We start from the raw sequence: 25,294 nt of genomic DNA, 5'->3' as shown, positions 1-25,294 counted from the left end.
GAGGCCCTTCTTCTCCTACGCGGTGTTCAACACGCGGCCATCCCATCCCGACCGAAGTACGAACGACGTCGCTGGGCCTGGTGTTCCGTTGGCCGATCGGTCAGCGGAACACCGCAGCCGCTGCACTCCGGCCCTGGTCACGGTGTGCCGTAGAGGTTGTTCCGCGAACTGTTCCGATGAACCCCCTGCGGCACCACCCGCCGCAACCGCACCGGGCTCGACAACGCACTCGCCGCGGTCACCTCCTCCGCCGCGGTCAGTTACAAACGCCAGGTGGTGCTGACCACGGCGAAGTTCGACCGGTTCGCCCGCAACATGGCCGAAGCCAGCGAGATCCTGACCAGCCTTCGGAAGCAAGACATAGTGTTCGGGCTCGGCAACTCGATCTACGACTGGCACGACCCGTTCGGCAAGGTCTTTCTGCAAACCCTGGCCATGGTCGCCGAGTTCGAGGCGAACCTGAATCACCTGCGCACCCGCGAGGGCATGGCCAAAGCCCGCGCGAAAGGCCGGCTCAAGGGCAACAGCCGAAACTGCCTCTGGCAGCACGCAAAACAATCCTCCGCCGCTACCACGACCCGGATGACGACGCGAGCCTGGCCGACCTCGCCGAGGAATGCAGCGTCGGCCGCTCCACCATCGCATCGCCAGCGGCCCCACACCACGGACGTAGTCCCACCCGGATCGCAACACGAAAACTGCTCTCTACCAGCCGATTACGGCATATCCGCCCGATTTTCGGCGAAAGCTACCGGAATCCCTTTTCGTACTCGAAGACGACACCCACGCCCTCGTCGAGTCTGTCCTCGACTCGAGGCACCGGGCCGCTACCCCTTCAGCGTCCGTATCGACTCCCTCGTACCCGCAACAGACGCGTAGCGCGCTGTTCGGCGCCACGCGTCTACATCGCGATGTCGCCGAACAAGTCGAGCTGCTCACTGCCGGTGAGCGCGAGACGGTTACGCGGGCGCGCCGCCGTGCCGCCGAGCAGGGCGCGGACCCGGTCGCGGTCGGGTGCTTGCTGCCCGAGGCGGGCGGCGACGACCGCGGGTGGGAGGCCTTCGCGCAGCATGCGTTGTTCGGCGGTGGCGCGCAGCGTGCCGGGGGTGATGTCGAGGCCGGCGTCGGTGCCGACGGCGCGGATGGCGTCGTCGACGGTGCGTACGGCCAGGCGCCGGTGCGGGGCGTGTTCGGTGAGGAACAGGGCGACCTGTTCGGGGTGGCCGCGGAGCAGGCGGCGGCGTTCGGCCAGCCAGGCGACCAGCGCGGCGCGGGTGCCCGGCTGCAAAGGGACGGTGCGCACGTTGCCGGTGGAGTCGGTGATCGCGAGCGTGCCGGGCCAGTCGGCCAGATCCAGGCCGGTCAACGCTAGGGCGGCGATCTCGGACTTCCGCGGCCCGGCGTCCAAGCCGAGGACGATCATCGCGAACGCCCGCGGCCCGCGCGCCGCGGCGGCGCGCAGCAGGGCGCGCTGCTCGGTGGGGCCGAGGGTGCGGGGGTTGATCGGCTCCACCACCACCCGCGGTGTGGCCGGGGCGCCCAGGCCGAGCCAGGTGTAGAAGACGGTGAGCGCGGTGAGGGTGAGATTGACGGTGCGCCCGACGATCCCGCGTTCCTCGATGGCCGCGGTGAGGTATGCGTCGACGGCGCGGTTGCGGCCGCCGGGGGAGTGCAGGGCGTCGTCGTGGCCGCGGTCGGCCGCCAGCCAGCCCAGGTAGTGTCCGACGCGTTCGAGGTAGGTCTCCCGCGAGCGGGTGGCGAGGTCGTCGCGGTCGGACAGCGCGGCGGCGAACCCGGCCAGCATCGGGTCGGCGGCGATCTCGATGGAGAACAGCCCTGGCATGTCCTGGCCGTTGTCGTTCACCGCCGCCCTTCATGCCGAAACCCGTTGGGTACCAGCATCGCAGCGGGCACTGACAGGACCACGGCGGAGATCAGCGGCGGATTGGGCAACTGGGGTCGCCGCTAATCTCCCATCGCGCGGGCCGCGCGGGGAATATGCGCTGCCGTGGAGCCGATCCGCACCATGTCGCCGACCTGGGGTTCGCGCTTACCCTGGGACTCGCGCAAACCCCTCTGGTGTCACTTATAGGACTCGTGCATAACTGCTGTGTGGCGTGGTCTAGGCTGCTGTCCGCTCGACGGATCTTTTCCACCACCTACCGACACCGAAAGGCGCACATAGTGGTTCGTGGAAGACTTTTCGCTTCGATACTCGCGTTGACCGCCGCTGTACTGGTCAATGTGGCCGGGCCGGCCAGCGCAACGACCAGCATATGGATCGGGAGAGCGTTCCCAGACGCACACGGCGACTACAGCTGGTGGGTCGTCGCCGAGATCACCTACGTCTGCGAACCCGGCCAGGCCAACGCCCTGTGGGTCAAGGTCGAGTCCGAACGGTTCAAAAGCCCGGAAGGCCGACCCGTCCGCATGAAAGACGAGGCCCTGGATCGGGTGACCTGTGACGGCGAATCTCGGCAGACGAAGGTCAGGGTGCCATTGGGCTACGACTACGGCGAGGGCCCGAATCGCGCAGATGCTCACGACGGCGACGGCATTGAACTCATGACGTATTACTACGATGACCGTGCGGTCGAGATCACCGCCGCGTTCGCCTACCTGCCGCCTGACGCCGAGGACATGAGCCAGGTCGAGATCCAAAAGGACACCACCGAGAACCGGACCCTGACTCTGACTCAGGAATAGTCCTCGGCCCGCCTCGGTCCGCACGGGACTGCGGCGCAGCGTGCGACCGTGGAACGCGAGAACCGGCCAGATATCCGCTGGCCGGTTCTCGTTGTGTTCGGGGACCTCAGGCGTTGAGCTACAGGAACGCGCACCGGATTCACGCCCATCCCCGCCAGGTCTCCGTCGTAGTGCTCGGCAAAGGCGGTCAGGTCTCCGCGATAGGCCCGGAGGGTGTCGGCAGGCCGGTTGGCGTTGGCCAGGTCGGTGAGGAAGTCCTCGATGTGCACCGCCATCGGCAGCACCGTCTCGTCGGTGCCGATCGCGTCGTCGATGTGGCGCACGGTCTCCCCTTTCCGAAGTTGCCCGATAACCAGGAATCGAACGGCGCGGCGCGGTCGGCGTTGCGCCAGCCGTTGGTGGGGTCGAAGTGTGCGTGTCGGCCTGACACGGACGCCTGTGTCTTCAGCAAGTTGAACACAACCTCCATACCACCGGGAGCAGGCTGGTTGTTCTTCTGAGAGAGGGTGCTCTCCAGGTCGCTCGACGGGGGATCGGTCCGCGCGGTCACCGGAGAGCCCGGCCGGAGCTGTGTAGCAGAAGTGACGAAACCGTGACGCGCCGATGGTCGAACACACTTTTGCGGCTGTCATGTGGACAGAATCACCTCATGGACGTGGATTTCGCGGGCGGAGCCCGCACGAGCAGCGTCGGCGAGGGGTGAGGCCGATGCGGATCATGCTGACCGGCGCTGCCGGATTCATCGGATCGCGGGTGCGCCGGACCTTGTCGGAGGCCGGTCACGAGGTGATCGCCGTCGATTTGATGTTGCCGTCGGCACATGGCCACGGTGCACTCGCCCCTGACGGTGTCCATCGGGTCGACGTCCGCGATCGCCGCGGCCTCGAGCCGTTGCTGCGGGGCATCGACGTGGTGTGTCACCAGGCCGCTGTCGTTGGGGCGGGAGTGAGCGTCGCGGACGCGCCCGCCTACGCCGGGCACAACGACTTGGGCACCGCGGTTCTGCTGGCCGGTATGGCGGAAGCCGGTTGCCGCAGGCTGGTGCTGGCGTCGTCGATGGTGGTCTACGGCGAGGGCCGCTACCGCAACGCGCGCGGAGAGGTTGTGGAAGCAGGGCTGCGTACTCCGGCGGATCTCGAACGCGGACGGTTCGAACATCGCTGCGCGGAGACAGGGTCAGCGTTGGACTGGGAACCGGTGCCGGAGGACGCTCCACTTCGGCCACGCAGCCTGTATGCGGCCAGCAAGGTGGCGCAGGAGAACTATGCGGCGGCGTGGAGCGCCGCCACCGGCGGCATGGCCACGGCGCTGCGCTATCACAATGTGTATGGCGACGATATGCCCAGGGACACGCCATATTCCGGTGTCGCGGCCATATTCCGGTCGGCCCTGGAAGCGGGGCATCGGCCGCGCGTGTTCGAAGATGGCGGGCAGACAAGGGATTTCGTGCACGTCACCGATATCGCGGCCGCGAATCTCGCCGCGGTCGAGCAACCGCTGCCCGGATTCTCGGCATTGAATATCTGCTCGGGACAGCCCATCACGATCGGTGAGGTCGCCGCGGTACTGGCGAGCGCCCGCGATGGCTTGCCTCCGGTCGTCACCGGCGACTTCAGGCCCGGCGACGTCCGCCATATCGTGGCCAGTCCCGAGGCAGCGCGGCGGGCGCTGGGGTTCTGTGCGCGAGTAGGGCCGCGGGAGGGGCTCGCGGAGTTCGCGTTCGCGCCGTTGCGTGCGACGACCGGGGCGCTCACGCCGACGATCTGACTCGGTGCCCTGGAGAGGGCAGCCGCACTTCGAACCGGCAACCCTGTTCGCGATTGCGCGCGGTGATGTCGCCACCGTGCGCTTCGACCAGGCCCGCGGCAATGGCCAGTCCCATGCCGCTGCCTACCGGTACGCCGTCGGCGGCTACTTGCGATCGGGTGGACGCGCCCCGGTAGGCGACCTCGAAAATGCGCGGCAGATCGTTCTCGGCGATGCCCGGGCCGGTGTCGTCGACTCGCGCCCAGGCATGCCCGTCGTCGGATCCGGCCGAGATCGCCACCTGACCGCCGGGCGGGGTGTGCGCGATCGCATTCGACACGAGATTGGCCAGCACACGACCCAGGGCCCGGTCGTCAGCGGTCACCGTGATCGCGGAGTCCGGGTGCTCGGCATGGAGCGCGACCGCGGCGCGCTCGGCGGTCACGCGGTGGGCGGCGAGTACCTCATCGATGAGTTCACGCAGGTCGAGCAGCTCCGGCTCCAGCCGCAACGCACCGGCGCTGATCTTCGACATCTCGAACAGATCGTCGACCATGCCGGCAAGCCGGTGCACCTCCCGGCCGATCTGAGCGGCGTAGCGCGATACGTCGGCGCTGTCGGCCACCACGCCATCCGCGAGCGCCTCGGTCATGGCGCGGATACCCGCGAGCGGGGTACGAAGATCGTGGCTCACCCATGCGACCAGCTCACGCCTGGCATGTTCGGCGGCTCGCTCCTGCTCACGGATCTGCTTCTCCCAGACGGTCTTGCGGGCCTGCTGCCGGCCGAGCAGCACCGCCGCGGGCACGGTGACCACGGAGACGACGAGGAGCACGAGCAGGGTGCGATGCAGTTCGGCGGTGAACATCAGACCACTGACCACGGTCATACCAGCCAGCGCCGAGAGAATCGGGACCAGAACCAGCACGACCATGCTGCTGGTCAGCGACCGCTTGCCCGCCGCGTGCAGCAGGATCGCGCCGAGCAGGACCACCGGCACCGAACCGGCCGCGGTGAACAGGATGATGTGCGCCGTCGACTCATCCATGCGAAGCCTCGCGCTCGTCACCGGCGCGTTTCCACGCGTAGCCGCGTCCCCATATGGTGTCGATCCGGTGCTGGTCGCCGAGCTTGGCACGCAGTCGTTTGACGTGCACGGTGACCGTGGACAGATCGCCGAAGTCCCAACCCCACACCCGTGCCAGCAGATCTTCGCGGCTGAACACCGTACCCGGATGCCGGAGCAGAAAGTCGAGCAGGTCGAACTCACGCGGGGTCAGGTCCACCGCCACACCGTCGACGGTCGCGAATCGCGCCGCGGGGCGCACCTCGATGCCGCCGTCGCGCAATATCGGTTGGCCAGAGGTCACCGGAAGCCGGGACCTGCGCAACACCGACGCCACCCGCAGCGCGAGTTCGCGTGGGCTGAACGGTTTGGTCACGTAGTCGTCGGCGCCCGCTTCCAGCCCGAGCACCCGATCCTCTTCTTCGCCGAGCGCGGTGAGCAGAATGATCGGCATGTCCGGATGCGCCCCGGAGCGAACGGACCGGCAGATGTCGATGCCGTCGGGGGCAGGCATCATCACGTCCAGCACCGCGAGCTCGACCTGCTCGGTGTCGTCGCGGCGGGCCAGCGCCGCCGTGGCGCTTGCCCCGTCGGCGGTCTCGATCACGGTGAGGCCGTCGCGTTCGAGGTAGCGGCGCACCACCTCCCGCACTACGGGGTCGTCGTCGGCGACAAGTATGCACATGGCGATCACCAATTCGTCAGGATCAGATGGACCAGCAGCAACGTGCCCACCGCTTGCACCGTAAGCCAGATCCGGACCGACGGCCCGGGCAGGAAAGCGGTGCCTGCGAGCAGCCACACGTCGAACGGCAGCCAGATCCGCTCGGTCTCGGCCTTGCTCAAACCGCTGGCGTCGGCGAGGAGGACAGCGCACAACCCGGCGACCACCAGCAGCGCAGCCGGGTCCCTCGAGCGCCACCGGGCCAGCACGCCCGGCATCGCCGCGACGGTGGCCAGACCGACAGCGCACACGGTGGCGGCGAGATTTCCCCACCACCAGTAGCCGAACGGCCGCTCGGCGGCGATTCCCTGATAGTAGCGCTGAACCACCGAGTGGTATCCGTCGAGCCACCAGAACCCGGCGGCGGTGAACGCCAGAGCCACCCCGAGCGCACCCCCGAGCGCGGGAAGAAGCGGCCGCACCGTCCGACCGGCGATGAGCACGGCCGCAGCCGGAAAAGCCATGAGCACCAGCCCGTAACTGAGATACGCGCCGAGGCCGAACAACACTCCCGCCCCGACAGCAGCCGCCACGCGGCCGGAACGGGCCGCGACAGCGAGCAATGCGACAGCCCATGCGGTCGCAGCGGCGAAAACCGCGTCGGCCGATACCGCGATCCACAACGCCGCGGGCGCGAGCACGAGGAACGGCAACGTTGCCCGCGCGCGTGCCCGAGCACCGAGCGCGTCCAGCGCGACAGCCACGGCGATCACCGCACTGCACCCGATCAGCAGACAGGCCCATGCCGCCGATGTCCCGCCGCCGAGTCCGGCCCGCTCCAAGAGCACGAAGAACAACAGCGCCCCTGGAGGATGGCCAGAGACGTGCGTGGTCCACGAGTCAGGCTGGAAGTCCAGAATTCGTCCCGAGAACCCGCGAAGCATCGCGGCCAAGTCGGTGACCCCGGGAACCTCGTACAGGTACTCGTTGCGATCCATCAGACGCTCGGTGAAACCCCGCTGCCATCCGTCGATCAGCGCCAGCGACAGCGCCCAGCACACCGACGCAGCGTAGGACGCACCCAGCAGCCGCCGCCACGACAACCGGGCCGCGACCGCAGGACCGGACGTGACGATCGCTCCGGCTAGCAAGATCGCCGGGACGGTGCCCCATCCGACGTGTGGCAGCCATACGCCGAAGATCGGGGCCGTCCCCGCGTAGAGCGAGCGGCGCCATTGTTCGCTGAAAATTCGCGGAATGATGAACGCTGCGGCAACCAGCGCGCAGGCGGCACCGCCGGCGAGTACATCGCCGCGCAGGCGGACCGCATGGCCCCGTGCGGCTTCGGTGAGATCGTGCACAGAGGTCACCATAGGCTCGCGCGATTCCCGGATCAGCGGAGAAGGGAAGCGATTCGCATAACGTCAGAGTTTCGTCACGAGTTTCGAGGCCCTCCGACGCGTCCTTGCGCCTAGCGTCGGCACGGTGACCCAATCCATGGACGAGCGAGACGGAGTGACCGTCGTCATCCCGTGCCGCGACGAAGCTGAAGCGTTGCCCGGCGTTCTGGCGGCCATTCCCGGCAGCTACCGAACGTTGGTTGTCGACAACGGATCCACCGACGCCACCGCGGCCGTCGCCCGCGCGGCGGGAGCCCGGGTGATCGCCGAACCGGAGCCCGGATACGGCGCCGCGGTTCAAGCAGGTGTCGCCGCGGCGCAGACCGAGTTGATCGCGGTCCTCGACGGAGACGGCTCGATGGACCCCGCCGAATTGCCGATGCTCGTAAGGGCGGTGCTGGCGGGCGCGGACCTCGCGGTCGGCCGACGCAAACCTGTCCACCCTGGCGTCTGGCCCTGGCACGCACACCTCGGCAACCGGATAATCGCCGGTCGATTGCGCCACAAATATCGTGTGCCGGTCCACGACATCGCCGCGATGCGAGTCGCACGACGCTCTGCGCTGCTCGCGCTGGGCCCGCTGCACACCCGCTTCGGCTACCCGCTGGAACTACTCATCGGTGCGGCGCGAGCCAATTGGCGAATAGTGGAAAAGGACATCACCTACCGGCCACGAGCCGGTGGCGCGTCGAAAGTATCCGGCTCTTTGCGCGGCTCGGTGCGTGCCACGGCCGACTTTTGGGCGGTCCTGAAATGAGACGGCCGACAACTGTAGCGGCGACGCTGCTGGTACTGGCGAAGGCGCCGGTCGCCGGATTCGCCAAAACACGTCTCACACCGCCACTCACATCGCACGAGGCCGCTGACCTCGCCGCAGCGTCGTTGCTCGACACGCTCGACGCCGTGCTGCGCAGCAACGTCGCACACCGTGTTGTCGCCCTGACCGGCGACCTGACCGCAGCGGAGCGCCAGGGCGAACTACGGCAACTGCTGACCCGGGTCCAGGTCCTGCCACAGCGCGGCCGCACCTTCGGAGAGCGACTGGCCAACGCGCACGCCGACGCGGCCCGGGCCGCACTGCCAGTGCTGCAGATCGGCATGGACACACCGCAGATCGGCGCCGATCAACTGACCTGCGCCGCAGGCGAACTCGTCGACACCGAAGACGCCGTCCTCGGCCCAGCCACCGACGGCGGCTGGTGGGCCCTCGGTTTGCCCACACCGCAGCCCGCGCGCGCCCTGATCACCGTGCCGATGTCGACCCCGCGCACCGGCCTGCTGACTCGAAAGGCCGTGCGAGAATGCGGACTTCATGTGCGCACGCTGCCCACCCATTCCGACGTCGACCTGTTCGAAGACGCCCTGCGCGTCGCCGCGTCCACTTCAGGACAGTTCGCCGAGACGGTGCACCGCCTACGCGGCCGACACTTGGCGATCCGATGAGCGGAGTGTTCGACCGGGCACTTACCGGCGCCGAATGCTGGATCCGTGCCGGGGACGGAACCCGACGCGCGTTGCCGACCCGACGGTGGCTGAACTCCTCCGACTCTGCCGACCGTCGTGCCGACACCGCCCTGACCCGAGAGTGCGACGGGCCGACGATCGACCTCGGCTGCGGACCAGGGCGACTGGTCGCCACGCTGCTGCGGCGCGGCGTCATCGCCCTCGGCGTGGACATCTCCGCCACGGCCGTGGCGATCACGCGAGGTCGCGGCGCGCCCGCCCTGCAGCGCGATCTGTTCGGACCGCTGCCCGGCGCCGGACGATGGTCTTACGCGCTGCTGGCGGACGGCAACATCGGCATCGGCGCCGATCCTGATCGTTTGCTGCGCCGAGTCGGTGAACTGCTCGCGAGCGATGGGGTCGCCGTGATCGAATTCGACCGTCCCGGTAGCGGTATGGTCACCCAGCGTATACGCGTGGAGACCGCGACCTCGGCGGGGCCGTGGTTCTCGTGGACCCGGGTCGGCGTCGAGTACGCCGAACCTCTGGCCGGGGCCGCGGGCTTCCGGGTGCGCACGACAGTCGAGGTGGCTGGGCGACACATTGCTTGGCTAGACCGCGACAGGACCACCGCAGCGGCGGCGCTCGCATGACCGCACGCGACTCCGCCGAGCAGCGACCGCACGAATCTACCAGCGGCAGTGAGCGTTTCATCCCCGGACCACGCGGGCCGGAACTCGCCGGCCGGGTCGGTATCCCACTCGGCATCACGATCCTGATCTGCTTCACGACCGGTCTGGTCAGCCACTGGATCCAGCATCCACCGATCTGGTTCTGGTGGCCCACGCGACCCGTGTGGCTGTACCGGCTCAGCCAGGGCGCGCACGTCATCGCCGGAGTCGTCGCCATTCCGCTGCTGGTGGTGAAGCTCTGGGCGGTCTATCCGAGGCTGTTCCGACGACCGAACCTGCGATCGCCCCTGTGGATCGCCGAACGTGGATCGATCGGCTTGCTGGTGGGATCAGTCGTATTCCAACTGTCGACCGGGCTTGCGAACATCGCGCAGTACTATCCGTGGAGATTCTTCTTCCCCAAAGCGCACTATGCGATGGCATACGTCGCGATCGGGGCCCTCGCAGTGCATCTGGCGGTGAAGCTGCCTGTGCTGCGCGACGTGTTGAGCCGCCCGCTCGATTCGTCGGCCGATGCGGCATCCGACGTGAGTTCAGCACAGTCGTCAGCGCCCGCATCACTATCGACCAATGACTTCTCCGCGGCGAAAGCACGTGACAATCCGATCGCAGTCGGTCCCGCGACCGACGTCTCCCGTATTTCCCGCCGTGCGGTCCTGAACGCGGCATGGGTTTCCGCGACAGTCGGCGCGCTGGCGATATCGGGCCAGACTGTCCCATTCCTGCGCTGGACCGCGATCCTCGCGCCCCGTAGCGGAGAAGGACCGCAAGGTGTTCCGGTCAACAGATCAGCGGCTGCGGCCGCGGTCGCCGATCTCGCACGCGATCCGGGCTACCGGCTGGTCATCACAGCAGGTAACCGGGTACACCAGTTCACTCGAGAGGAATTGGCCGCCTTACCGCAAACCAGCGCCCGACTGCCGATCGCGTGCGTCGAAGGGTGGTCGGCGTCCGCCTCTTGGTCCGGTGTCCGGCTGCGCGAGCTGCTCGCCGCGGTCGGTTACAGCGGGGGAGACGTGCGCTTCGATTCCCTCGAAGCCGGTGGAATCTATCGAAGCTCGGTCCTGCCCGCGCATCATGTCATCGACCCGGACACGCTCGTCGCGCTGACGCTGAACGGGCAAACGCTCGACCTCGACCACGGCTACCCGTGCCGTCTCATCGCGCCGAACCGACCGGGCGTGCTGCAGACGAAATGGCTTTCCCGAATAGAGGTGCTGTCGTGATCACCGCCGCACGGGCAGCCTTACTCGTAACAGGCATCGGGCTCGGCTGGTACGGCATCACCGCACTGCTGAGCTTCGCCCCCGCGGAGCTGCTGTCCGTCGTGGCGTGGTTCTGCGGCGGAATCCTGCTGCACGACGCCGTCTTCGCTCCACTGTCGGCGGCCATCGGACTCGGCGCGAGACGAATACTCCCCTCTGGCTGGTGGGCGCCCGCAGCGTGCGGCGCCGTATGCACCGTCACGCTCACCGTGATCGCCGCGCCAGTTGTCGGCCGTCGACACGCGATGCCCGACAATCCGACCGTGCTGGACCGCGCCTACTCGCTCAACTTGACCGCCGCCCTTGTCATCGTATGGTCGCTCGTCGTCGTCATCCTGCTCTTGCGCCGATGCCTTCGATGACCTCGATCCGGATCGAAGTTCGACGATGTGTCCTCCGCTGTCGCGTTGTGGGCGCTCGATCGAGGCCGGTCAGTGCGCCTGGAAATGGATCTGGAACAGTTCGCGAAGCTGGTCGTAGGTGCGGTTGAGGGGTGTGATGCTGCGGTCTGCGATCGACATCATGACTGCGCCTTCGATAGCTGCGATTGTTGTCGTCGCGAGGCTGTGTGCCGTATGGGCGGCTACGCCTCGGGCGATGGCCTGCTCGGCCAGATGGTCTTCCCAGCGCCGGAATGCTTGGCTGGCCAGTTCTCGGGCCCCAGGCGCTCCACCGTATGCCCCCGCGGCGATCGGGCATCCGGACTGGTAGTCGCTGGTTACCAGTACCCATTTCCAGTACTCGACGAAAGCCCGCAGCATTTCCAGTGGAGTGAGCGTCTCGGCCATCTGCTGGATCATCTGCTCGATCCAGGCCCCTGCGGTCCGGACGGATTCCTCGATCAGCTCGGTCTTTCCGCCAGGAAAGTGTGTGTAGATCGACTGCCGAGCGGTGCCGCTCTGTTCGAGTAGGTCGGCCACTCCCGTGCCGGCCACCCCCGACGTCGGATCAGCTCGATCGCGCTCTCGATCAAACGCCTTCGCGCGTTCACGGCCATGCGCCCTCCTCGCCTGCGGCACAGATCAACCAGCCTAGCGATGGCCACACTAGACCAGTTCGTCTTCTCTGACCCGAGCCCCTGTGCAGGACAGCCTGGATATTGCGTTGCTCTGCGCCTTGTAATAGACCAGCTGTTCTACTAACGTGACTAAGTGTTACCGACCGTAACGGGCAAATTTGCAAGGAGTGGTCGATGGCGCCCGCGTATCGAAAGCCTGGCTCGGTCCCGAGCTGCGCCGCCAGCGCCGCTGTGGCTGCCGACCCTGGTGGCCCGGCCGCCGCGGACAGTCGGGCCGTTCACCGCGCCTTCCGAGGCGGCGCCCTGTTTCGATCACGAGGAGCCGATTCGCTATGCCCCACTCATCTGTTGCAGCACCACCCGCACCGACAGTGGACACCGCAGACCTGGGAGCACGGGGCCGGTGGGCTGCCCTCGTCGTCATCTGTGTCGCGGAACTGCTCGTGGTGCTCGACAACACCGTTGTCAACGTCGCGTTGCCCTCACTGGGAGTGCAGTTGCGCGCAGGCTTCAGCGGGTTGCAGTGGGTGGTCGACGCCTACACGCTCACCTTCGCGGGGCTGCTGCTGGCGTTCGGTCACCTCGGAGACCGCTATGGCCGCCGCAAGGTCATGGTTCTCGGGTTGGCAGGCATCGCGGTGATGTCCCTGGCCGGCGCCTCGGCCACCGATCTGGGGCAAGTGATCGCCGCCCGCGCCGCGATGGGAGTGTTCGCCGCCGCGGTGTTCCCAGCCACCCTGGCGATGATCATCAACGTCTTCACCGACACCAGGGAACGGGCCATCGCCATCGCGGCGTGGACGGCGATGGCCGGGTTCGCCATCGCGATCGGCCCCACCGCCGGAGGCTGGCTCCTGGAGCACTTCTCGTGGCACTCGGTCTTCTGGGTCAACATTCCCGTGGCCCTCGTCCTCCTCGTGCTCGCCCGCATGCTGGTCCCTGAGTCGAAGGGCGCACACGTCGGCAGGCTCGACGTCGTCGGTATCGCCCTGTCGTTGATGAGCGTTACCGCCTTGGTGTGGACTGTCATCGAGGCCCCGCATCGAGGCTGGCTCGCCCCGATCAGCCTGATGGGCTTCGTCTTCGCGGTGGTCTGCTTCGTGGTGTTCATCCGATGGGAGACGCGCACCGCCTCGCCCGTGCTGAACATGAACCTGTTTCGGATACGCCGGTTCTCCCTGCCCGCGGCGGCGATCGCGGTCGCCTACTTCTGCATGTTCGGGTTCTTGTTCATGATCACTTCCTACTTCCAGGGAGTGATGGAGCTGTCGCCGCTGCAATTCGGTTTGCACTCACTGCCGTTCGCGGCCTCCATCGCCGTCGGCGCCCCGCTGGCCACGCTGACCGCGCAGAGAGTCGGCACCACTGCCGTCATCGTCTTCGGTCTGGTGGTGATGAGCGTCGGGATGTTCATCGCCGGGCAGGTGAAGGTGCAGACACCGTATGTCGGTCCGGTGCTTGTCTCGATGGTGCTGATGGGCTTGGGGCTGGCGATCGTGCAAGGCCCGGCAACGGAATCGATCATGTCCTCGGTGACCCTCGATGAGGCAGGAGCCGGGTCGGCGGTGAACGACACCACCCGCGAAGCGGGCGGGACGCTCGGGGTCGCGGTGCTGGGATCGATCATGGCCTCGGTGTACACATCCGAGATCGGCCCGCGGATCGATGCCGTCCCCGACTTCTTGATGACCCCGAACGAGAAGAGCTTCGCTCGCGAGAGCGTCATCGCGGTGATGGAAATGGTCAGGCGCCCGACCAGCCCCGCCTTCGCGCAACAGAAGGCCGATCTGATCTACGCGATGAAATCCGCATCGATGGAGGGGTTCCAGCTCGCATCCTATGTGACGGTCTCGGCGTCACTGCTCGTCGCGGCCGCCATCGCCGTCTTCCTGCCATGGAAACCCGCTGAAGATTCCGTTCTCCTCGCCTACAGGGAGAAGCCCAAGCCACTTCGGACGCGATCCAGGTAGTTTTGACCTCTGCTACCGCCGAAAGGGAATCGGTCTCGCCCGAACTGCTCAGGGTTCGGCCACCGCTGAGGGGGCTTGGGGGAGTTCATGTCCAACTCGACCGCCCCCGTAGGGCAGGACGTGTTCACAGAACAGCGGGGACGGCCCGCGTCACCGATGTGGCGACAGCGGGCTCGGCGACCACCGAATCGCCAGCACTGCGGACGTCGCCGAGAGCGGAATTCTTCGAATTCGGCAGCCGATTCGGGCGTCGAGGCTAGGGCTGCGCTGGGTTGTCGTCGAATCGTCCGGTCGCCAGCGCGGTCTCCCTCAGTCGTTCGGGGAATCCGGGCCCGAGCCGAGCGCTGACATCGCTGTGCCGCAAGGGTTCCCGGCAGTGCGCGCACACCGTCTCGGCGTAGATGTCGTGCCCGCAGCTGTTGTGGTGCAGCGTGATCGGGGGGCCTTCGCTGGGTGCGCGCCAGCGATCGCCCCAGCGCATCATCGCGGTGATGACGGGGAAGAAGTCGCGGCCCTGCTCGGTGAGCCGGTATTCGTACCGCACCGGTCGTTGCTGGTAGGGCACTCGCTCCAGCAGCGACTCGTCCACCAGCCGGGTCAGCCGTTGACTGAGGACGTTGCGGCTCAAGCCCAGGGAGCGTTCGAATTCCTCGAAACGCGTCGCACCGTAGTAGGCCTCCCGCAGAACGAGGGGAGTCCACCAGTCTCCGATCAGATCCACGGTGCGGGCTACGGTGCACGGCCAGTTGGCGAAGGTGGTGCGCTTCATGCCTCGACCGTATCCAGGAATGTCGTGGTGTCGGTCGCCGTGTCGTTCGGCAATACCTCCAGCCTGGCCTCTACGTATTTGTGCCAAGGCGTACCGACCCATTCGTCGCGGGAGTCGAATCGGGTCAGCTCATTGGGCGCTACCCCGATACTGATCGTCTCGGTGTCGGCCTCTGCGACCTCGAGTCCGAAGCCGTTGGGCAGCGACAGGTGCCCCGATCGCATCCGGTCGGTGGGCTCGACCGCCACCTCCGCGCTGCCGCGAGGAGTCGTGACGCGGACCCGATCGCCGGCGACCAGCCCGAGTCGCTGCGCGTCGATGGCGCTGATGCGGAGCGCACCGGCACCGTCGCGCTTGCGCCAGCCGTAGTCGCGCATGATCGTGTTGGCGGTGAAAGCCCGGCGTTCCCCGGCGGACAACACGAATGGCCAGTCGTCGGAATCGGCGGACATATCCGGCAGGCCCGCCACCACTTCCAGCAGCTCCGGTATGTCCAGCTGGACCTTTTTGCCGCGGAGGCGGTTCCAGGTCTCTTCGTAGCTGTCCTCGGTGGTGACGATGCCGTGTTCACCGGAGAGGATGGCCTCGAACAGTCGCTCGCCTGCGGGCAATCCCGTTCCGTATCCCGCCTGTTCGACGCTCGCGGGGAACTTGCGGACGCAGTTGTGCGCGGCCACCCACAACAGCGCGGCAGCGGCCGCGTCGTTGGGCAGGGTCGGGCCCAGTGTGCGGTAGAGCAGAACCGGAGCCAGTTTGGCCTTGGCCGGATCGGCCGACGCGGTGAGCATCGCGAGCGCGTAGGCGTCTCTGCCCTGTTCCAAGGCGGCGCGCAGCGGTGCGTAGTCCTGTTCGCCGAGTGCGCCCGCCGCCTCGACCAGGCGGGCGTGGATTTCCGGTTCCGGCAGCACACCCTCAGGCGTCGGCAGCACCGGCCTGCGCAGGTGGAAGATGTTGCGGGGAAAGTCGAAGTTGAAGAACGTCGCTTCGTACTTCTCGAATTGGGTGGGCGCGGGCAGCACATAGTCGGCCAGCCGCGCGGTTTCGGTCATCGCCACGTCGATCACCACGACCAGTTCCAGCGCTGCGAGCGCCTCGCGCATCCGCGCCGAATCGGCCAGCGAATGCACCGGATTGCTGCTCTCGATGAACATCGCGCGGTAGCGTGCCGGGTGATCGGTGAGGATTTCCTCGCTGATCACGTTGCATGGCACCAGGCCGCTGATGATGGGTGCGCCCACCACAGGGCTCGTCGGCCACTGTCCGGCCGGATGTCCGCGGTCGTGACCGAGCGCGGTCAGCCCGGTGAACGCGTACTGCGTTCCGGGTTTGGCGAGGTTGCCGGTCAACAGCCACAGCAGCTTCTCGACGTAGCTCACCACCGTGGAATAGCGGTTCATCTGGACGCCGAGGTCCTCGAGGGCCGCCACCGACTCCGCTCGGGCCAGCCGCCGGGTGGCGGCGGTGACCAGCTCGAGGTCGACGTCGGCTATGACGCAGTACTTCTCGATCGGCACCGCGCGCAGCACGGACAGCACCTCTTCGAGCCCCTCGGCGTGTTCGGCCAGCCAGCCGGTGTCGATCAGGTTGTCGCGCACCAGCATGGCGGCCATCGCCATCAGCAGGTACACGTCGGTGCCGGGCTGCAACTGCAGGTGGAATTCAGCCATCTCGGCGGTCTCGGTGCGCACCGGGTCCAGGACGATGATCGCCCGGTTCGGGTCGCGGGCGATCTCCTTGAGCACCGATCTCGCGCGTGGGAATCCGTGCGACTGGTAGGGGTTCTTGCCGATGAACAGCGCTACTTCGGCATGCTCGACATCGGAACGCAGCGGGTGACCGAACATCCGCGCCGACACCCAGAAGTCGCCGGTCTTCTCCTGGGCCAAGGCGCTGGAGCGATATCGCATGCCGTAGGCGGCCATGGTCGCCGGAGCGTACGCGCCGCCCAAGTGGTTGCCCTGACCGCCGCCACCGTAGTAGAAGATCGATTCGCCGCCGTAGCGGCGGCCGATCTCCCGCAGTCCGGTCGAGATCTCCGAGATCGCTGTGTCCCAATCGATTTCGTCGAAACCGCCGTCCGTGCGACGGCGCAGCGGGGCGGTGAGCCGGCCCGCGCGCCCGTTCTGGTAGTGGTCGAGCCGCAGCGCCTTGTTGCACGTGTACCCCGCTGAAGCGGGATGCTGCTTGTCCCCGCGAATCTTCTCGAACGTCCGGCCATCAGGTCCGACAAGTACCTGAATGCCGCAGTTGCACTCGCACAGGATGCAGGCCGTAGGCCGCCACTCCGTCATCTCGCCATACTAAGGGAGTGAGTTCACTAGCGCTACTGACACCGGCGGAAACGGCGCTGGCAGTGGTGTTGCCCATTCGGCGCGGCCCCGGTTGTGAAGTCGATGCACTCGGCGGCGGTGTGGCGCAGCCAGACGCTGTGTCCGGATCTGCGAACCGAATCAGCCACTGCTCGTGCAGCGACGGGTCACTTTCGGTGCGTCCCGAGGCGCGCTCTCCGTTCGCCTAGTGGACCGGGTCGCCTTGACGGCCGAGGTGGGGGAACGAGGTATGCGATCGTGGCTATCTGCACGAACGATCGGATCAGGGGGTTGGTGTCACCTTCATTCCAGGCAACCACCACTCTGCTCGGTGCCATGTCGATCAGTGGGACCGTGCCCAGTCCCTCTGGCCTTGTGCTGTGCGGATCTTCGAGCTTGGGTGATGAGATGCCCGCTGCTCCGTGCGGGTAGGTTCACGCTGTCACGGCGCTAGGGGTGGCAACCATCAGTCTGAGGTTCCCCCGCTTCCTTGGAGGGCTCTGAGCATGGTCCGATAGGGCCGGGAAGGAGCCCCGCGTGGCAGCACCGAAGAAGTACCCGGACGAGTTGAAGGCTCGCGCGGTCCGGCTGTATCTGGAGTCGGATCCGAAACCGACGATCCGGAAGCTCGCCCAGCAGTTGGGTGTCCATCACGAGGCGCTTCGGAACTGGATCCGCCAAGCCGGTACCGGGCAGCGACCGGAACCCGCGGCGACGGATCTGGCCGAGGAGAACAAGCGGCTGCGTAAACAGGTCGCCGAGCTGGAGCGGGTCAACGACATTCTGCGTTCTGCGAGTGCGTATTTCGCTTCGGAGCTCGGCCAGACCCGGAGGTGATCGTGCGGTTCGTCAAGAACAGCCGGCACCCGGTCGAGCTCGTATTGCGGGTCCTCGGTATCGCCTCGTCGACCTATTACTGGTGGTGCAAACGCCTGGAACAGCCCTCGGCGCGGCAGCTCGCTGACGAAGCATTGCTTGCCGAGATCGTCGATATCCATACCAGCTCCGGCGGCACTTACGGGTCTCCTCGGGTGCATGCGATGCTGGCCCGACGCGGCATCTCGGTCGGCCGCAAACGGGTGGAGCGGGTGATGCGTGGCGCGGGTTTGCAGGGCGCGTTCCTGCGGAAACGGTGGCGCATCGCGTCCACGCGGGCCGATCCGCGGGCGGCGCCTGCACCGGATCTGGTCGAGCGGGTCTTCACCGCGGACCGGCCGAACCGATTGTGGGTGGCCGACGCCACCAGGATCCAGTGCGGTCAGGGCGCGTTCTGGCTGGCCGCGGTGCGGGACGCATTCTCCAACCGGATCGTGGGCTGGAAAACCTCGGATCGCTGCGACACCGAGCTGGTGTTGGGTGCACTCGAGTTCGCGGTCTGGAGCCGCGACATCCGCGACGGCGAGTTGATACACCACAGCGACAGAGGCTCTACCTACACAGCGATCCGGTTCGCTAACCGATTGGCAGACAACGGCATCGCGCAGTCGATGGGATCGATCGGCGACAGCTACGACAATGCACTGATGGAGAACTTCTTCTCCACACTGAAGACCGAACTGGTCTATCGCCGGGCCTGGCGGACCCGCGACGAGGCCGAGAACGCCCTGTTCGCCTACATCGATGGCTGGTACAACAGCCAGCGCATCCAGCAGAAGCTGGGTTGGCGATCACCGGATGAATTCGAGGCAAGCTACCATCACCCGGTTCCGGCTGGAACCTGATTACCCCGCCCTCCAACAATGCGGGGGAACCTCAACCCTGCCTTGGTTCCCGAGCCTGGCATCCGAGGGGCGCGTGAGCAGGCGGAGACACGCGCGTCGCGGTATTTCAATGTGTTCGGATCGGCGCGGGTGTTGGGTGCCGTCGGGTCGGAAGCGGATTCAGTTACTGGCACTGGTGGCGTTCCTCTGACCCGTGTAGCCAGTCGGCGGAGTATCGCTACCGAATTTCAGCCCTGCAAGGTGGCGATGGCCTTCTCGATGCGCCGTTGACGCGTGTCGGGCTTCTTCGCGCTCTCGATGGCGTGCACGTGCTCGCGCTTGCGGCTGTAGGCAAGGTCGTCGTACGCGGCGCGGGCGACGGGGTCGGCGTCCAGAGCTTCGGCGAAGTCCGGTGGTTCGACGACGACACGAGGCTGGGTGTCGAGTTCGACCTCGACCTCGATTTCCTCGCCGATCTCGACACCCGCGGCCTGCCGGTTGGCGTTGCTGAGGCCGAGCAGGTAGCGGCCGCGCATGAGGGCGACCCGGCTCTTCCAGGAATGCCCGTTGATCGTGATCGTCACCGGTGGCCGCGCGCCCTCGCCGAGCGCGGCTACCACTTCGGGCGGAACTTCCAGGCCACGCATGGGCTCGGGCGGTTCGACGTGGGTCCGAAACTTCATGAGCCTTCTCCTGTTGTTCTGCCGCTGGTCAACTTGTGGGCTCAGGCCGTGGCTTCCCACATGAACCCGTCCGGGTCGGTGAACGAACCAATGCCGCTGTCCATCACGATGCGGTGCGATCCGCTGCCTTCCGGCGACATCCCGGCGTCCTTGGCGGCGGCCTTGCGTGGATACATCGCCAGGGTCACCGGCGAACCCGGGTTGGCGAACTCGGTGTACTTGCCGCCGAAGCTCTTCGCGACCGTGAACCCGCGATCGACGTAGAACTGCTTGCTGGCCTTGACATCTGCCACGCCGAGCAGCAATACCAGGTTGTCGATCTCGCGAGTGAACGGCCCGACGTCCTTCTTGTTGGAGGTGTCGACCTTCCAGATCGTGCCTTCGGGTGCTTGCAGGACCGTGCCGTATCCCCACAGGCTCTTCTTGGCCGGTTTGACGATGGTGAACCCGGCTGTGAGGGCGGTGATGACGAGGCTGTCGACCGCGGAGGGCTGGGAGACGACCAGCGACAGCAGGAATCCGCGGAATCCGGTGCTGGGTGTCTGCGAGGCGCGGAACCCGATCCGGTCACCGAGCCCGAAGGCGGACTCGTAGATCGCGGTGGCGGCTCGGGGGTCGGCCACTTCGAGTTCGATGGTGATGTCGGTGCTGGTCTTCGTGGTGATTTCCATGTCCATAACGATAGGAACGGGCCACCCCGGTGCCATCCGTGCCGACCACGGAACCCACCACGGAGAATCTAGTAGGTGGTTGGTTGGTGGACCGCGGCGGCCCTGTCCCCATGACCGAGCAGAAGACCTTCGGGGTGTGCGCATGGAAATGACGTCGCTCTGGGAATCGGATCTGCGAGGCCGCGATCTCACGGGTGTCGTGCTGACCCATACGTAGATCGCAGGCGCTCGCGTGAACGCTGCCACCAGAACGGTCGACGGAGATCGCGATCTACCCTGGCCCAGGGCGTGCGCGGTCATCGGCTACTGCTCAATTGGAATGACTATATCCAGCAGCCTGGAAGGCAACTGCCCGAGCGGTGTTCAACCCAGCCGCGAATCGTTAGCTGACACAGGGTGAGGGCGTGCGGGGTGTCGCGGTGGCGTCCGAGGGCGCCGCGCAGGGTCGCGACCCGGTAGGCGGCGGCGCTATTCCAGTGCATGACGATGGGTTCGGCGGTGGGCGTGGCGGAGCCGGGGTGAAAGAACCACAAGGCCATGTTGCCGCGGAACTGCTCGATGCCGGGCAGGCCCGCGGTGAACTGATGTTCCCACGGTTGCGTGGAGTCGGGATATCGGACTTCAGGCCACGGGTTGGATAGATGACTGCATCATCTCGTACTCGATCGGGGTCCGCATGCCGAGGGCCGAATGACGGCGTCGACGGTTGTGGAAGATCTCCAGGTATTCGAAGATCGCGTTTGCTCGCAAAAGCCTGTCGCAGCAGCACGGACGATCTGCGGGGCGGTGATCGCGATGCTCACGATCCGAGGGTGTAGGCGACGATCTGGGTGAGGGCGTAAGCGCCGCCCGCCGCGCCGAAACGAGAGCACCCGCGGCGCGAATTTGTCTAGGGTGAGGGGGGATTCGCGCCCGCTCGGTTCGACGGTCGATGACGCCATGGTGCGGCTCGCTCCCTACGCCGGCATTACCCGGACAGGTTCATGCGGTCGGCGCCGCGTAGTCGCGCCCTGTCAGCCCGGCCTTCGCCCGAGCTCCCGCGGTGGTGTGTCCGGCGAATCGTACACGCGCGGTAACACATGTTTGGAGGCGAGTTCGGCGTCGGTCAGGCGGTCGCCGATCACCGAGTTGTCGATCGACTCGATGCCCGCCACCTCCCGCAACGTTGTTCGCGTGGATCCGGGGTCAGTCTCCAGCCGGACTTCCGGATCGCGGTGTGATTCGGTTCGTCGCTGGAGTAGCTGTGGCGGGCGCGGTGTCGGTGTCGGTGTCGGCGGTGCCAGTGTGACGGCGCATCCTGTGGCCGATGGGTGCGGTCGTCGACGTCACCGGAACGTTGTGCGGGCGCGTAAGGCCTCGATGTGTAACGGTCCGGTGCCGGGCGAGATACTAGTTGCGGTAACGAGTTCGAAGCTCGTCGGGTGGTGATGGAGGGCAGTGACGATGGAACGCACGGGCATTTCGTTCGCCGTGGTCTACTCGGGTTCGATTCTGGGAGGTACGAATGCGTGAGACGCCGAAGATCGTGAGTCTGACGGCGGCCCTCGCCGCCCTCGCGATCCCCACGGCCGCACAGGCAGTCGCGGAGACGTCCGTCTCGACGGGAACGGACGAACCTCGCGTCTCGGCGGCACGGGAGCAGGCCCTGCCGGAGCCTCGGGTTGCCTTGCCGGACGACGTCGAGTTGATGAGCTTCACGACACATCGCGCCAGCGATGGCAGATTGTTCGCGCGGCATGGTTCTCATTCGTCTCATTCATCCCATTCGTCTCATGCATCTCATGCGTCTTCCAGTCCAGGGTTCGGCCGACCGGATGTGCCGAAGCCGGGTTACATTCCACCGCCTGCTGTGACCCCACCGGCCGCTCCGCCGCCCGCAGCCGCTCCGCCTCCTACCACCACCCCACCGCCCAGCTCGCAGCCTGCTTCCGATCCGTTCTCTCTGGCGTGCACGCGGGCAAAGGAGGGCCTTGGCCTGAATGAGATCGCGCGCGAGCTGCAAGAGGTCTTCGGCCTCGCTGCGACCGAGGCTGAGGATCTTGCCCAGCGAGCATTGGACCTGTGTACGGAGGTTGACACGACCGCGGTGCCCCCTCGGTGACCGAGCAGTGCAGTTGCCTTCGAACTATGTCAGGTGCTCTCGGCGAGTGCGGGTTCCGCGTTCTGTGATGGGATCGAGTGATGTCAGTGTCTGATTTGGTTGTCGACTTCAGCAGGTCGGTGCAGTCGCTCGACGCGCTGCGGGAGGCCGCTTACCGTTTGATCGGGCAGGCGGCATGCCAGATCGATGAAGCGGACGGGCGATACGTCTGTCGGCTCTCACCAACGCAGTCACAGCTCCGGGGCGATGAGTTGCGCACTCATTTCCTGAATCTCGTGACGGACGAGAACCTGCGCGAGAAGGTCGGTCGCGAGACCGGCCGGTTTCGCGATGTCATCGTCGCGTTGGCATTCGGATCGCTGGCCGAGGGGGAGTGACCGTTGGTCGGCTTCGCCTCAGCGGACTCGTTCCGTCCCGACACGTCCCGGCTGCGACTCCTGCCCATTCGGTTCGAACGGCTCGGTGCGGACCGCTTCCTCGTCGGCAACATGGTTGGCGACATGGCGGAAATGACGGCAACCGAGCTGGAGCGGTTGTGCGCGCTCGATCTCACCCCTGGTGACGGGCTCTATGAAAGGGCTTTCGAGAAGCTTTTCGTCGGATCGGCCGATCAGCGCGCACCGCAGCAGCTTCTCGCCCTTCGTCTGCGTAGCCGCCTGAGCTTCCTGCGCGCCGCCACGCCATTGCACCTGTTCGTCGTCACGCTGCGATGCGAGCACTCCTGCCCGTACTGCCAGGTGTCGCGTCAGAGCAAGGACCGCGTCCGCTACGACATGGACAGCGCCACGGCGTCCAGAGCACTGGCTATCGCTCTGTCCGCGCCGGCGCCGATGATCAAGATCGAGTTTCAAGGCGGCGAGCCGCTGCTGAACTTCGAGCTCATCCGGTGGATCGTCGTGACCGCTGAGGAGCGGGCGATGTCCCTGGGTAAGCAGTTGCAGTTCGTGATCGCGACGAACCTGGCGCTCCTGGATGACGAGGTGCTCGAATTCTGCGCTGAGCACGATGTTCTGCTCAGTACCTCACTGGACGGGCCGCGCGATCTGCACAACAAGAATCGGCCCCGTCGTGGCCAGAACAGCTACGAGCTCGCGGTGGCCGGAATCGGGCGCATTCGAGAGCGGCTCGGCTCGGCCCGGACCGGGTTGGTGCGTTGATGACCACCACCGAAGCGAGTCTGGATCGTGTGGAGCAGATCGTCGACGAATACCTCGCGCAGGGTCTCGACGGCATCTTCCTGAGGCCGTTGTCTCCGTACGGTCATGCGATCAAGACCAAACAGTTCCACAAGTACGGTGCCCGAGAATGGCTCGAATTCTGGAAGCGCGGTCTTCGCTACATCCTGGAGATCAACAAGTCCGGCCGCCGGTTTCCCGAGTTCTATTCGGCCCTGATCCTTCGCCGGATGCTGAGTGATGAGCCCATCGGGTATGTCGATCTGAGAAGTCCTGCGGGGATCGGTCTCGGTGCGCTGGTCTACAACTATGACGGCACCGTATTCGCCTCGGACGAGGCACGGATGCTCGCCGAAATGGGGGACCGCAGCTTCGAACTCGGCAACGTACATGAGCATAGTTACCGAGATATGGTGTTGTCCGACACGCTGGTGTCAGCGGTGGCGGATTCGCTGACCCAGACGGCCCCCCAATGCTCGACGTGCGTATTCGAGCCCAACTGCGGCGCGGACCCTGTGTATCACCACGCGACGCAGGGGGACCTGCTGGGGATCAAACCGCTATCCGAGTTCTGCGAGCGACAGAAGGGCGTGATCACGCACTTGTTCGAACTGTTGGAACACTCACCCGAAGACGCCGCCGTTCTCCGGGAGTGGGCGTCGTGAAACCTCTTCAGCTCGTAGGACGATCACCGGCGGCGGACAACGTCGGGCTCGGTGACGAGAACCGGATCGTGCGGCTCCGCCCCCCGAACAGTGCCCCGTCGGATAATCGCGATGCCGCGCTGATCGTCGACGATTGCGACTGGACGGCGGCGCAGGCGAATGGATTCCGGATCGCGGTCGGGCGCGACGCGTGCCCGGACGGCGCATCGTCGAGCTACATCCGACTTCCGGCTGGGTTCGCCGAGGTCGGCGATGGCGATGTGATGAGCATCTACCCGCGGTCGGGTAGAGTGAGGCTGCTCTACCGTCGGTCGTCGCGACACAACTTCTTCCTCGTCACCGAACGCTGCAACAACTACTGCCTGATGTGTTCGCAGCCGCCGAAGAAGGTCGATGATGGCTGGCTGATCGACGAGATCGCAGAGGCACTGCCACTGCTCGACCCGGCGACTCCCGCACTGACATTCACCGGCGGGGAACCGCTCACCGAATGGCGCCGATTCATCGGGCTGCTGGAGCTGTCGCGGGATCTGCTCCCGGGCACCGCGATCCACGTGTTGACCAACGGGCGCGCCTTCTCCGTTCCCGAGGTCGCGCGCGCCTGGGCCGAGATCGGGCATCCGCAGCTCTCAGCAGGTATACCGATCTACGCGGCGGTGGATCACATTCACGACTATGTGGTTCAGGCCGCGGGCGCGTTCGACGAAACTGTTCTCGGCGTGCTCCGACTCAAGAACCTCGGGCAACGGGTCGAGATTCGGATTGTTCTGCACGCCATCACCGCACCGCGCCTCCGTGAGACCTGCTCGTGGATCGCGCGTAACCTTCCATTCGTCGATCATGTGGCTCTGATGGGCATGGAAAACACCGGCTTCGCGGTCGCCAACGACGCCACACTGTGGATCGATCCCGTCGATTACCAGGAGCAGTTGAAGGCCGGTGTCGACGCCCTGTCCGTCGCCGGGGTGAACGTTTCGATCTACAACCTGCCCCTGTGCGTCCTCGATGTCGGCATCCGGCCATTCGCGGTGCAGTCAATCTCGGATTGGAAGAACGCGTACGTCGCGGAGTGTGACGACTGCTCGGTGCGCCACGAATGTGCCGGCTTCTTCTCGACAGGGCGACCAAAGTTCAGTCGCGGGATAACCGCTATCTAGCCTAATTCTTTCACGAGATGGGTGTGCTGGCATGAGGGGCTTCGGATTGGTGTTTCGATCGTAGATTCCCGATTACGGGTGTGGCAGGTGGCCC

At 66.2% G+C, this 25,294-nt stretch carries 25 protein-coding genes and 2 pseudogenes; 16 read left to right on the top strand and 11 right to left on the bottom strand.

Translation table 11 applies throughout. The annotated features are described in order from the left end of the window. Window positions 1–249: 249 nt before the first annotated feature. A pseudogene (locus ACWESM_RS16465) lies at window positions 250–879 on the top strand (recombinase family protein); the annotation flags it as partial. A gap of 22 nt (window positions 880–901) precedes the next feature. Here the strand turns inward: ACWESM_RS16465 and ACWESM_RS16460 are convergent. Then, window positions 902–1,864: a tyrosine-type recombinase/integrase gene (locus ACWESM_RS16460; protein WP_452492399.1), complete on the bottom strand. Its 963-nt coding sequence runs from the start codon at window positions 1,862–1,864 to the stop codon at window positions 902–904. Between the two features lie 356 nt (window positions 1,865–2,220). Here ACWESM_RS16460 and ACWESM_RS16455 point away from each other — a divergent pair, with 356 nt between their 5' ends. Continuing rightward, window positions 2,221–2,706, top strand: coding sequence for a hypothetical protein (locus ACWESM_RS16455; protein ID WP_397278127.1), 486 nt, complete (start codon window positions 2,221–2,223; stop codon window positions 2,704–2,706). Here ACWESM_RS16455 and ACWESM_RS16450 read toward each other — a convergent pair. After that, a complete protein-coding gene (locus ACWESM_RS16450) occupies window positions 2,697–3,029 on the bottom strand; it encodes a site-specific integrase (RefSeq protein ID WP_364425601.1) in 333 nt (110 codons plus the stop codon). The genes ACWESM_RS16455 and ACWESM_RS16450 overlap by 10 nt on opposite strands. A gap of 385 nt (window positions 3,030–3,414) precedes the next feature. Between ACWESM_RS16450 and ACWESM_RS16445 the strand changes: the two genes are divergently transcribed. Then, on the top strand, window positions 3,415–4,473 hold the full coding sequence (locus ACWESM_RS16445) for an NAD-dependent epimerase/dehydratase family protein (RefSeq protein ID WP_364425603.1): 1,059 nt from the start codon (window positions 3,415–3,417) through the stop codon (window positions 4,471–4,473). Here ACWESM_RS16445 and ACWESM_RS16440 read toward each other — a convergent pair. From ACWESM_RS16440 to ACWESM_RS16430, 3 genes are read right to left on the bottom strand one after another with little or no spacing between them, the layout of a single operon-like run. Then, window positions 4,457–5,500: a sensor histidine kinase gene (locus ACWESM_RS16440; protein ID WP_397278124.1), complete on the bottom strand. Its 1,044-nt coding sequence runs from the start codon at window positions 5,498–5,500 to the stop codon at window positions 4,457–4,459. The genes ACWESM_RS16445 and ACWESM_RS16440 overlap by 17 nt on opposite strands. After that, window positions 5,493–6,203 (bottom strand): response regulator transcription factor, encoded by a 711-nt coding sequence (locus ACWESM_RS16435; protein ID WP_364425607.1) that lies wholly within the window; start codon window positions 6,201–6,203, stop codon window positions 5,493–5,495. The genes ACWESM_RS16440 and ACWESM_RS16435 overlap by 8 nt, the downstream gene beginning before the upstream one ends. A gap of 5 nt (window positions 6,204–6,208) precedes the next feature. After that, window positions 6,209–7,555, bottom strand: coding sequence for a hypothetical protein (locus ACWESM_RS16430; RefSeq protein WP_397278122.1), 1,347 nt, complete (start codon window positions 7,553–7,555; stop codon window positions 6,209–6,211). A 124-nt stretch (window positions 7,556–7,679) separates the two neighbouring features. Between ACWESM_RS16430 and ACWESM_RS16425 the strand changes: the two genes are divergently transcribed. The 5 genes from ACWESM_RS16425 to ACWESM_RS16405 are packed head-to-tail and all read left to right on the top strand — an operon-like array spanning window position 7,680 to window position 11,344. Beyond that, window positions 7,680–8,339, top strand: coding sequence for a glycosyltransferase (locus ACWESM_RS16425; RefSeq protein ID WP_452492575.1), 660 nt, complete (start codon window positions 7,680–7,682; stop codon window positions 8,337–8,339). After that, window positions 8,336–9,025, top strand: coding sequence for a TIGR04282 family arsenosugar biosynthesis glycosyltransferase (locus tag ACWESM_RS16420; RefSeq protein ID WP_397278120.1), 690 nt, complete (start codon window positions 8,336–8,338; stop codon window positions 9,023–9,025). The genes ACWESM_RS16425 and ACWESM_RS16420 overlap by 4 nt, the downstream gene beginning before the upstream one ends. Further along, window positions 9,022–9,678, top strand: coding sequence for a methyltransferase domain-containing protein (locus ACWESM_RS16415; protein WP_364425613.1), 657 nt, complete (start codon window positions 9,022–9,024; stop codon window positions 9,676–9,678). Before ACWESM_RS16420 ends, ACWESM_RS16415 begins: the two co-directional genes overlap by 4 nt. Then, on the top strand, window positions 9,675–10,943 hold the full coding sequence (locus tag ACWESM_RS16410) for a molybdopterin-dependent oxidoreductase (RefSeq protein ID WP_452492396.1): 1,269 nt from the start codon (window positions 9,675–9,677) through the stop codon (window positions 10,941–10,943). Before ACWESM_RS16415 ends, ACWESM_RS16410 begins: the two co-directional genes overlap by 4 nt. Beyond that, the gene (locus tag ACWESM_RS16405) at window positions 10,940–11,344 is read left to right on the top strand and encodes a hypothetical protein (RefSeq protein ID WP_452492394.1); all 405 of its coding nucleotides are present in this window, start codon (window positions 10,940–10,942) and stop codon (window positions 11,342–11,344) included. The genes ACWESM_RS16410 and ACWESM_RS16405 overlap by 4 nt, the downstream gene beginning before the upstream one ends. A gap of 69 nt (window positions 11,345–11,413) precedes the next feature. Here the strand turns inward: ACWESM_RS16405 and ACWESM_RS16400 are convergent, their stop codons facing one another. After that, complete coding sequence (locus ACWESM_RS16400; protein WP_397278112.1) at window positions 11,414–12,001, bottom strand: TetR/AcrR family transcriptional regulator; 588 nt, start codon at window positions 11,999–12,001, stop codon at window positions 11,414–11,416. Between the two features lie 331 nt (window positions 12,002–12,332). Between ACWESM_RS16400 and ACWESM_RS16395 the strand changes: the two genes are divergently transcribed. Next, window positions 12,333–13,970: an MFS transporter gene (locus ACWESM_RS16395; RefSeq protein ID WP_452492392.1), complete on the top strand. Its 1,638-nt coding sequence runs from the start codon at window positions 12,333–12,335 to the stop codon at window positions 13,968–13,970. Window positions 13,971–14,226: 256 nt separating this feature from the next. Here ACWESM_RS16395 and ACWESM_RS16390 read toward each other — a convergent pair whose 3' ends face one another. Together ACWESM_RS16390 and ACWESM_RS16385 are read right to left on the bottom strand one after the other, a co-directional pair. Beyond that, window positions 14,227–14,739, bottom strand: a complete 513-nt coding sequence (locus ACWESM_RS16390; RefSeq protein ID WP_397278108.1) for a winged helix-turn-helix transcriptional regulator — start codon at window positions 14,737–14,739, stop codon at window positions 14,227–14,229. Continuing rightward, entirely contained in the window at window positions 14,736–17,030 is a 2,295-nt protein-coding gene (locus ACWESM_RS16385; RefSeq protein ID WP_452492389.1) for a molybdopterin-dependent oxidoreductase, read from the bottom strand. Before ACWESM_RS16385 ends, ACWESM_RS16390 begins: the two co-directional genes overlap by 4 nt. A gap of 555 nt (window positions 17,031–17,585) precedes the next feature. Between ACWESM_RS16385 and ACWESM_RS16380 the strand changes: the two genes are divergently transcribed. Continuing rightward, the gene (locus ACWESM_RS16380) at window positions 17,586–17,885 is read left to right on the top strand and encodes a transposase (protein ID WP_452492387.1); all 300 of its coding nucleotides are present in this window, start codon (window positions 17,586–17,588) and stop codon (window positions 17,883–17,885) included. Between the two features lie 2 nt (window positions 17,886–17,887). Next, window positions 17,888–18,769, top strand: coding sequence for an IS3 family transposase (locus ACWESM_RS16375; RefSeq protein WP_452492385.1), 882 nt, complete (start codon window positions 17,888–17,890; stop codon window positions 18,767–18,769). Window positions 18,770–18,996: 227 nt separating this feature from the next. Here the strand turns inward: ACWESM_RS16375 and ACWESM_RS16370 are convergent, their stop codons facing one another. The 3 genes and pseudogenes from ACWESM_RS16370 to ACWESM_RS16360 form a co-directional block, all read right to left on the bottom strand. Further along, on the bottom strand, window positions 18,997–19,431 hold the full coding sequence (locus ACWESM_RS16370; RefSeq protein WP_397278104.1) for a YdeI/OmpD-associated family protein: 435 nt from the start codon (window positions 19,429–19,431) through the stop codon (window positions 18,997–18,999). A 41-nt stretch (window positions 19,432–19,472) separates the two neighbouring features. Next, complete coding sequence (locus ACWESM_RS16365; protein ID WP_452492383.1) at window positions 19,473–20,102, bottom strand: glyoxalase; 630 nt, start codon at window positions 20,100–20,102, stop codon at window positions 19,473–19,475. A gap of 621 nt (window positions 20,103–20,723) precedes the next feature. After that, a pseudogene (locus ACWESM_RS16360) lies at window positions 20,724–20,837 on the bottom strand (IS3 family transposase); the annotation flags it as partial. 769 nt (window positions 20,838–21,606) lie between these two features. On the opposite strand from ACWESM_RS16360, the gene hxsA2 reads away from it, so the two are divergent. The 5 genes from hxsA2 to hxsC all read left to right on the top strand — a co-directional run bounded on the left by hxsA2 (window position 21,607) and on the right by hxsC (window position 25,200). Further along, complete coding sequence (hxsA2, locus tag ACWESM_RS16355; protein WP_452492381.1) at window positions 21,607–22,203, top strand: His-Xaa-Ser repeat protein HxsA2; 597 nt, start codon at window positions 21,607–21,609, stop codon at window positions 22,201–22,203. 119 nt (window positions 22,204–22,322) lie between these two features. Next, entirely contained in the window at window positions 22,323–22,580 is a 258-nt protein-coding gene (locus tag ACWESM_RS16350; protein ID WP_356963958.1) for a hypothetical protein, read from the top strand. Window positions 22,581–22,583: 3 nt separating this feature from the next. After that, complete coding sequence (locus ACWESM_RS16345) at window positions 22,584–23,360, top strand: radical SAM protein (RefSeq protein WP_452492379.1); 777 nt, start codon at window positions 22,584–22,586, stop codon at window positions 23,358–23,360. Then, entirely contained in the window at window positions 23,360–24,043 is a 684-nt protein-coding gene (locus tag ACWESM_RS16340; protein ID WP_452492377.1) for a hypothetical protein, read from the top strand. The genes ACWESM_RS16345 and ACWESM_RS16340 overlap by 1 nt, the downstream gene beginning before the upstream one ends. Next, complete coding sequence (gene hxsC / locus ACWESM_RS16335) at window positions 24,040–25,200, top strand: His-Xaa-Ser system radical SAM maturase HxsC (RefSeq protein WP_452492376.1); 1,161 nt, start codon at window positions 24,040–24,042, stop codon at window positions 25,198–25,200. The genes ACWESM_RS16340 and hxsC overlap by 4 nt, the downstream gene beginning before the upstream one ends. The last annotated feature ends 94 nt before the right edge of the window (window positions 25,201–25,294 follow it).

It is taken from the genome of Nocardia sp. NPDC003999 (genome assembly GCF_053604885.1).
This window is presented reverse-complemented; position numbering and strand designations above follow the sequence as displayed.

Excerpts from the sequence above, each read along its gene's own strand:
- ACWESM_RS16440 (WP_397278124.1), bottom strand. The coding sequence starts at position 5,500 with ATGGATGAGTCGACGGCGCACATCATCCTGTTCACCGCGGCCGGTTCG.
- ACWESM_RS16445 (WP_364425603.1), top strand. The coding sequence starts at position 3,415 with ATGCGGATCATGCTGACCGGCGCTGCCGGATTCATCGGATCGCGGGTG.
- ACWESM_RS16415 (WP_364425613.1), top strand. The coding sequence starts at position 9,022 with ATGAGCGGAGTGTTCGACCGGGCACTTACCGGCGCCGAATGCTGGATC.
- ACWESM_RS16370 (WP_397278104.1), bottom strand. The coding sequence starts at position 19,431 with ATGAAGTTTCGGACCCACGTCGAACCGCCCGAGCCCATGCGTGGCCTG.
- hxsA2 (WP_452492381.1), top strand. The coding sequence starts at position 21,607 with ATGCGTGAGACGCCGAAGATCGTGAGTCTGACGGCGGCCCTCGCCGCC.
- ACWESM_RS16340 (WP_452492377.1), top strand. The coding sequence starts at position 23,360 with ATGACCACCACCGAAGCGAGTCTGGATCGTGTGGAGCAGATCGTCGAC.
- ACWESM_RS16430 (WP_397278122.1), bottom strand. The coding sequence starts at position 7,555 with ATGGTGACCTCTGTGCACGATCTCACCGAAGCCGCACGGGGCCATGCG.
- ACWESM_RS16385 (WP_452492389.1), bottom strand. The coding sequence starts at position 17,030 with ATGACGGAGTGGCGGCCTACGGCCTGCATCCTGTGCGAGTGCAACTGC.
- ACWESM_RS16390 (WP_397278108.1), bottom strand. The coding sequence starts at position 14,739 with ATGAAGCGCACCACCTTCGCCAACTGGCCGTGCACCGTAGCCCGCACC.
- ACWESM_RS16435 (WP_364425607.1), bottom strand. The coding sequence starts at position 6,203 with ATGTGCATACTTGTCGCCGACGACGACCCCGTAGTGCGGGAGGTGGTG.
- ACWESM_RS16425 (WP_452492575.1), top strand. The coding sequence starts at position 7,680 with ATGGACGAGCGAGACGGAGTGACCGTCGTCATCCCGTGCCGCGACGAA.
- ACWESM_RS16365 (WP_452492383.1), bottom strand. The coding sequence starts at position 20,102 with ATGGAAATCACCACGAAGACCAGCACCGACATCACCATCGAACTCGAA.
- ACWESM_RS16395 (WP_452492392.1), top strand. The coding sequence starts at position 12,333 with ATGCCCCACTCATCTGTTGCAGCACCACCCGCACCGACAGTGGACACC.
- ACWESM_RS16410 (WP_452492396.1), top strand. The coding sequence starts at position 9,675 with ATGACCGCACGCGACTCCGCCGAGCAGCGACCGCACGAATCTACCAGC.
- ACWESM_RS16420 (WP_397278120.1), top strand. The coding sequence starts at position 8,336 with ATGAGACGGCCGACAACTGTAGCGGCGACGCTGCTGGTACTGGCGAAG.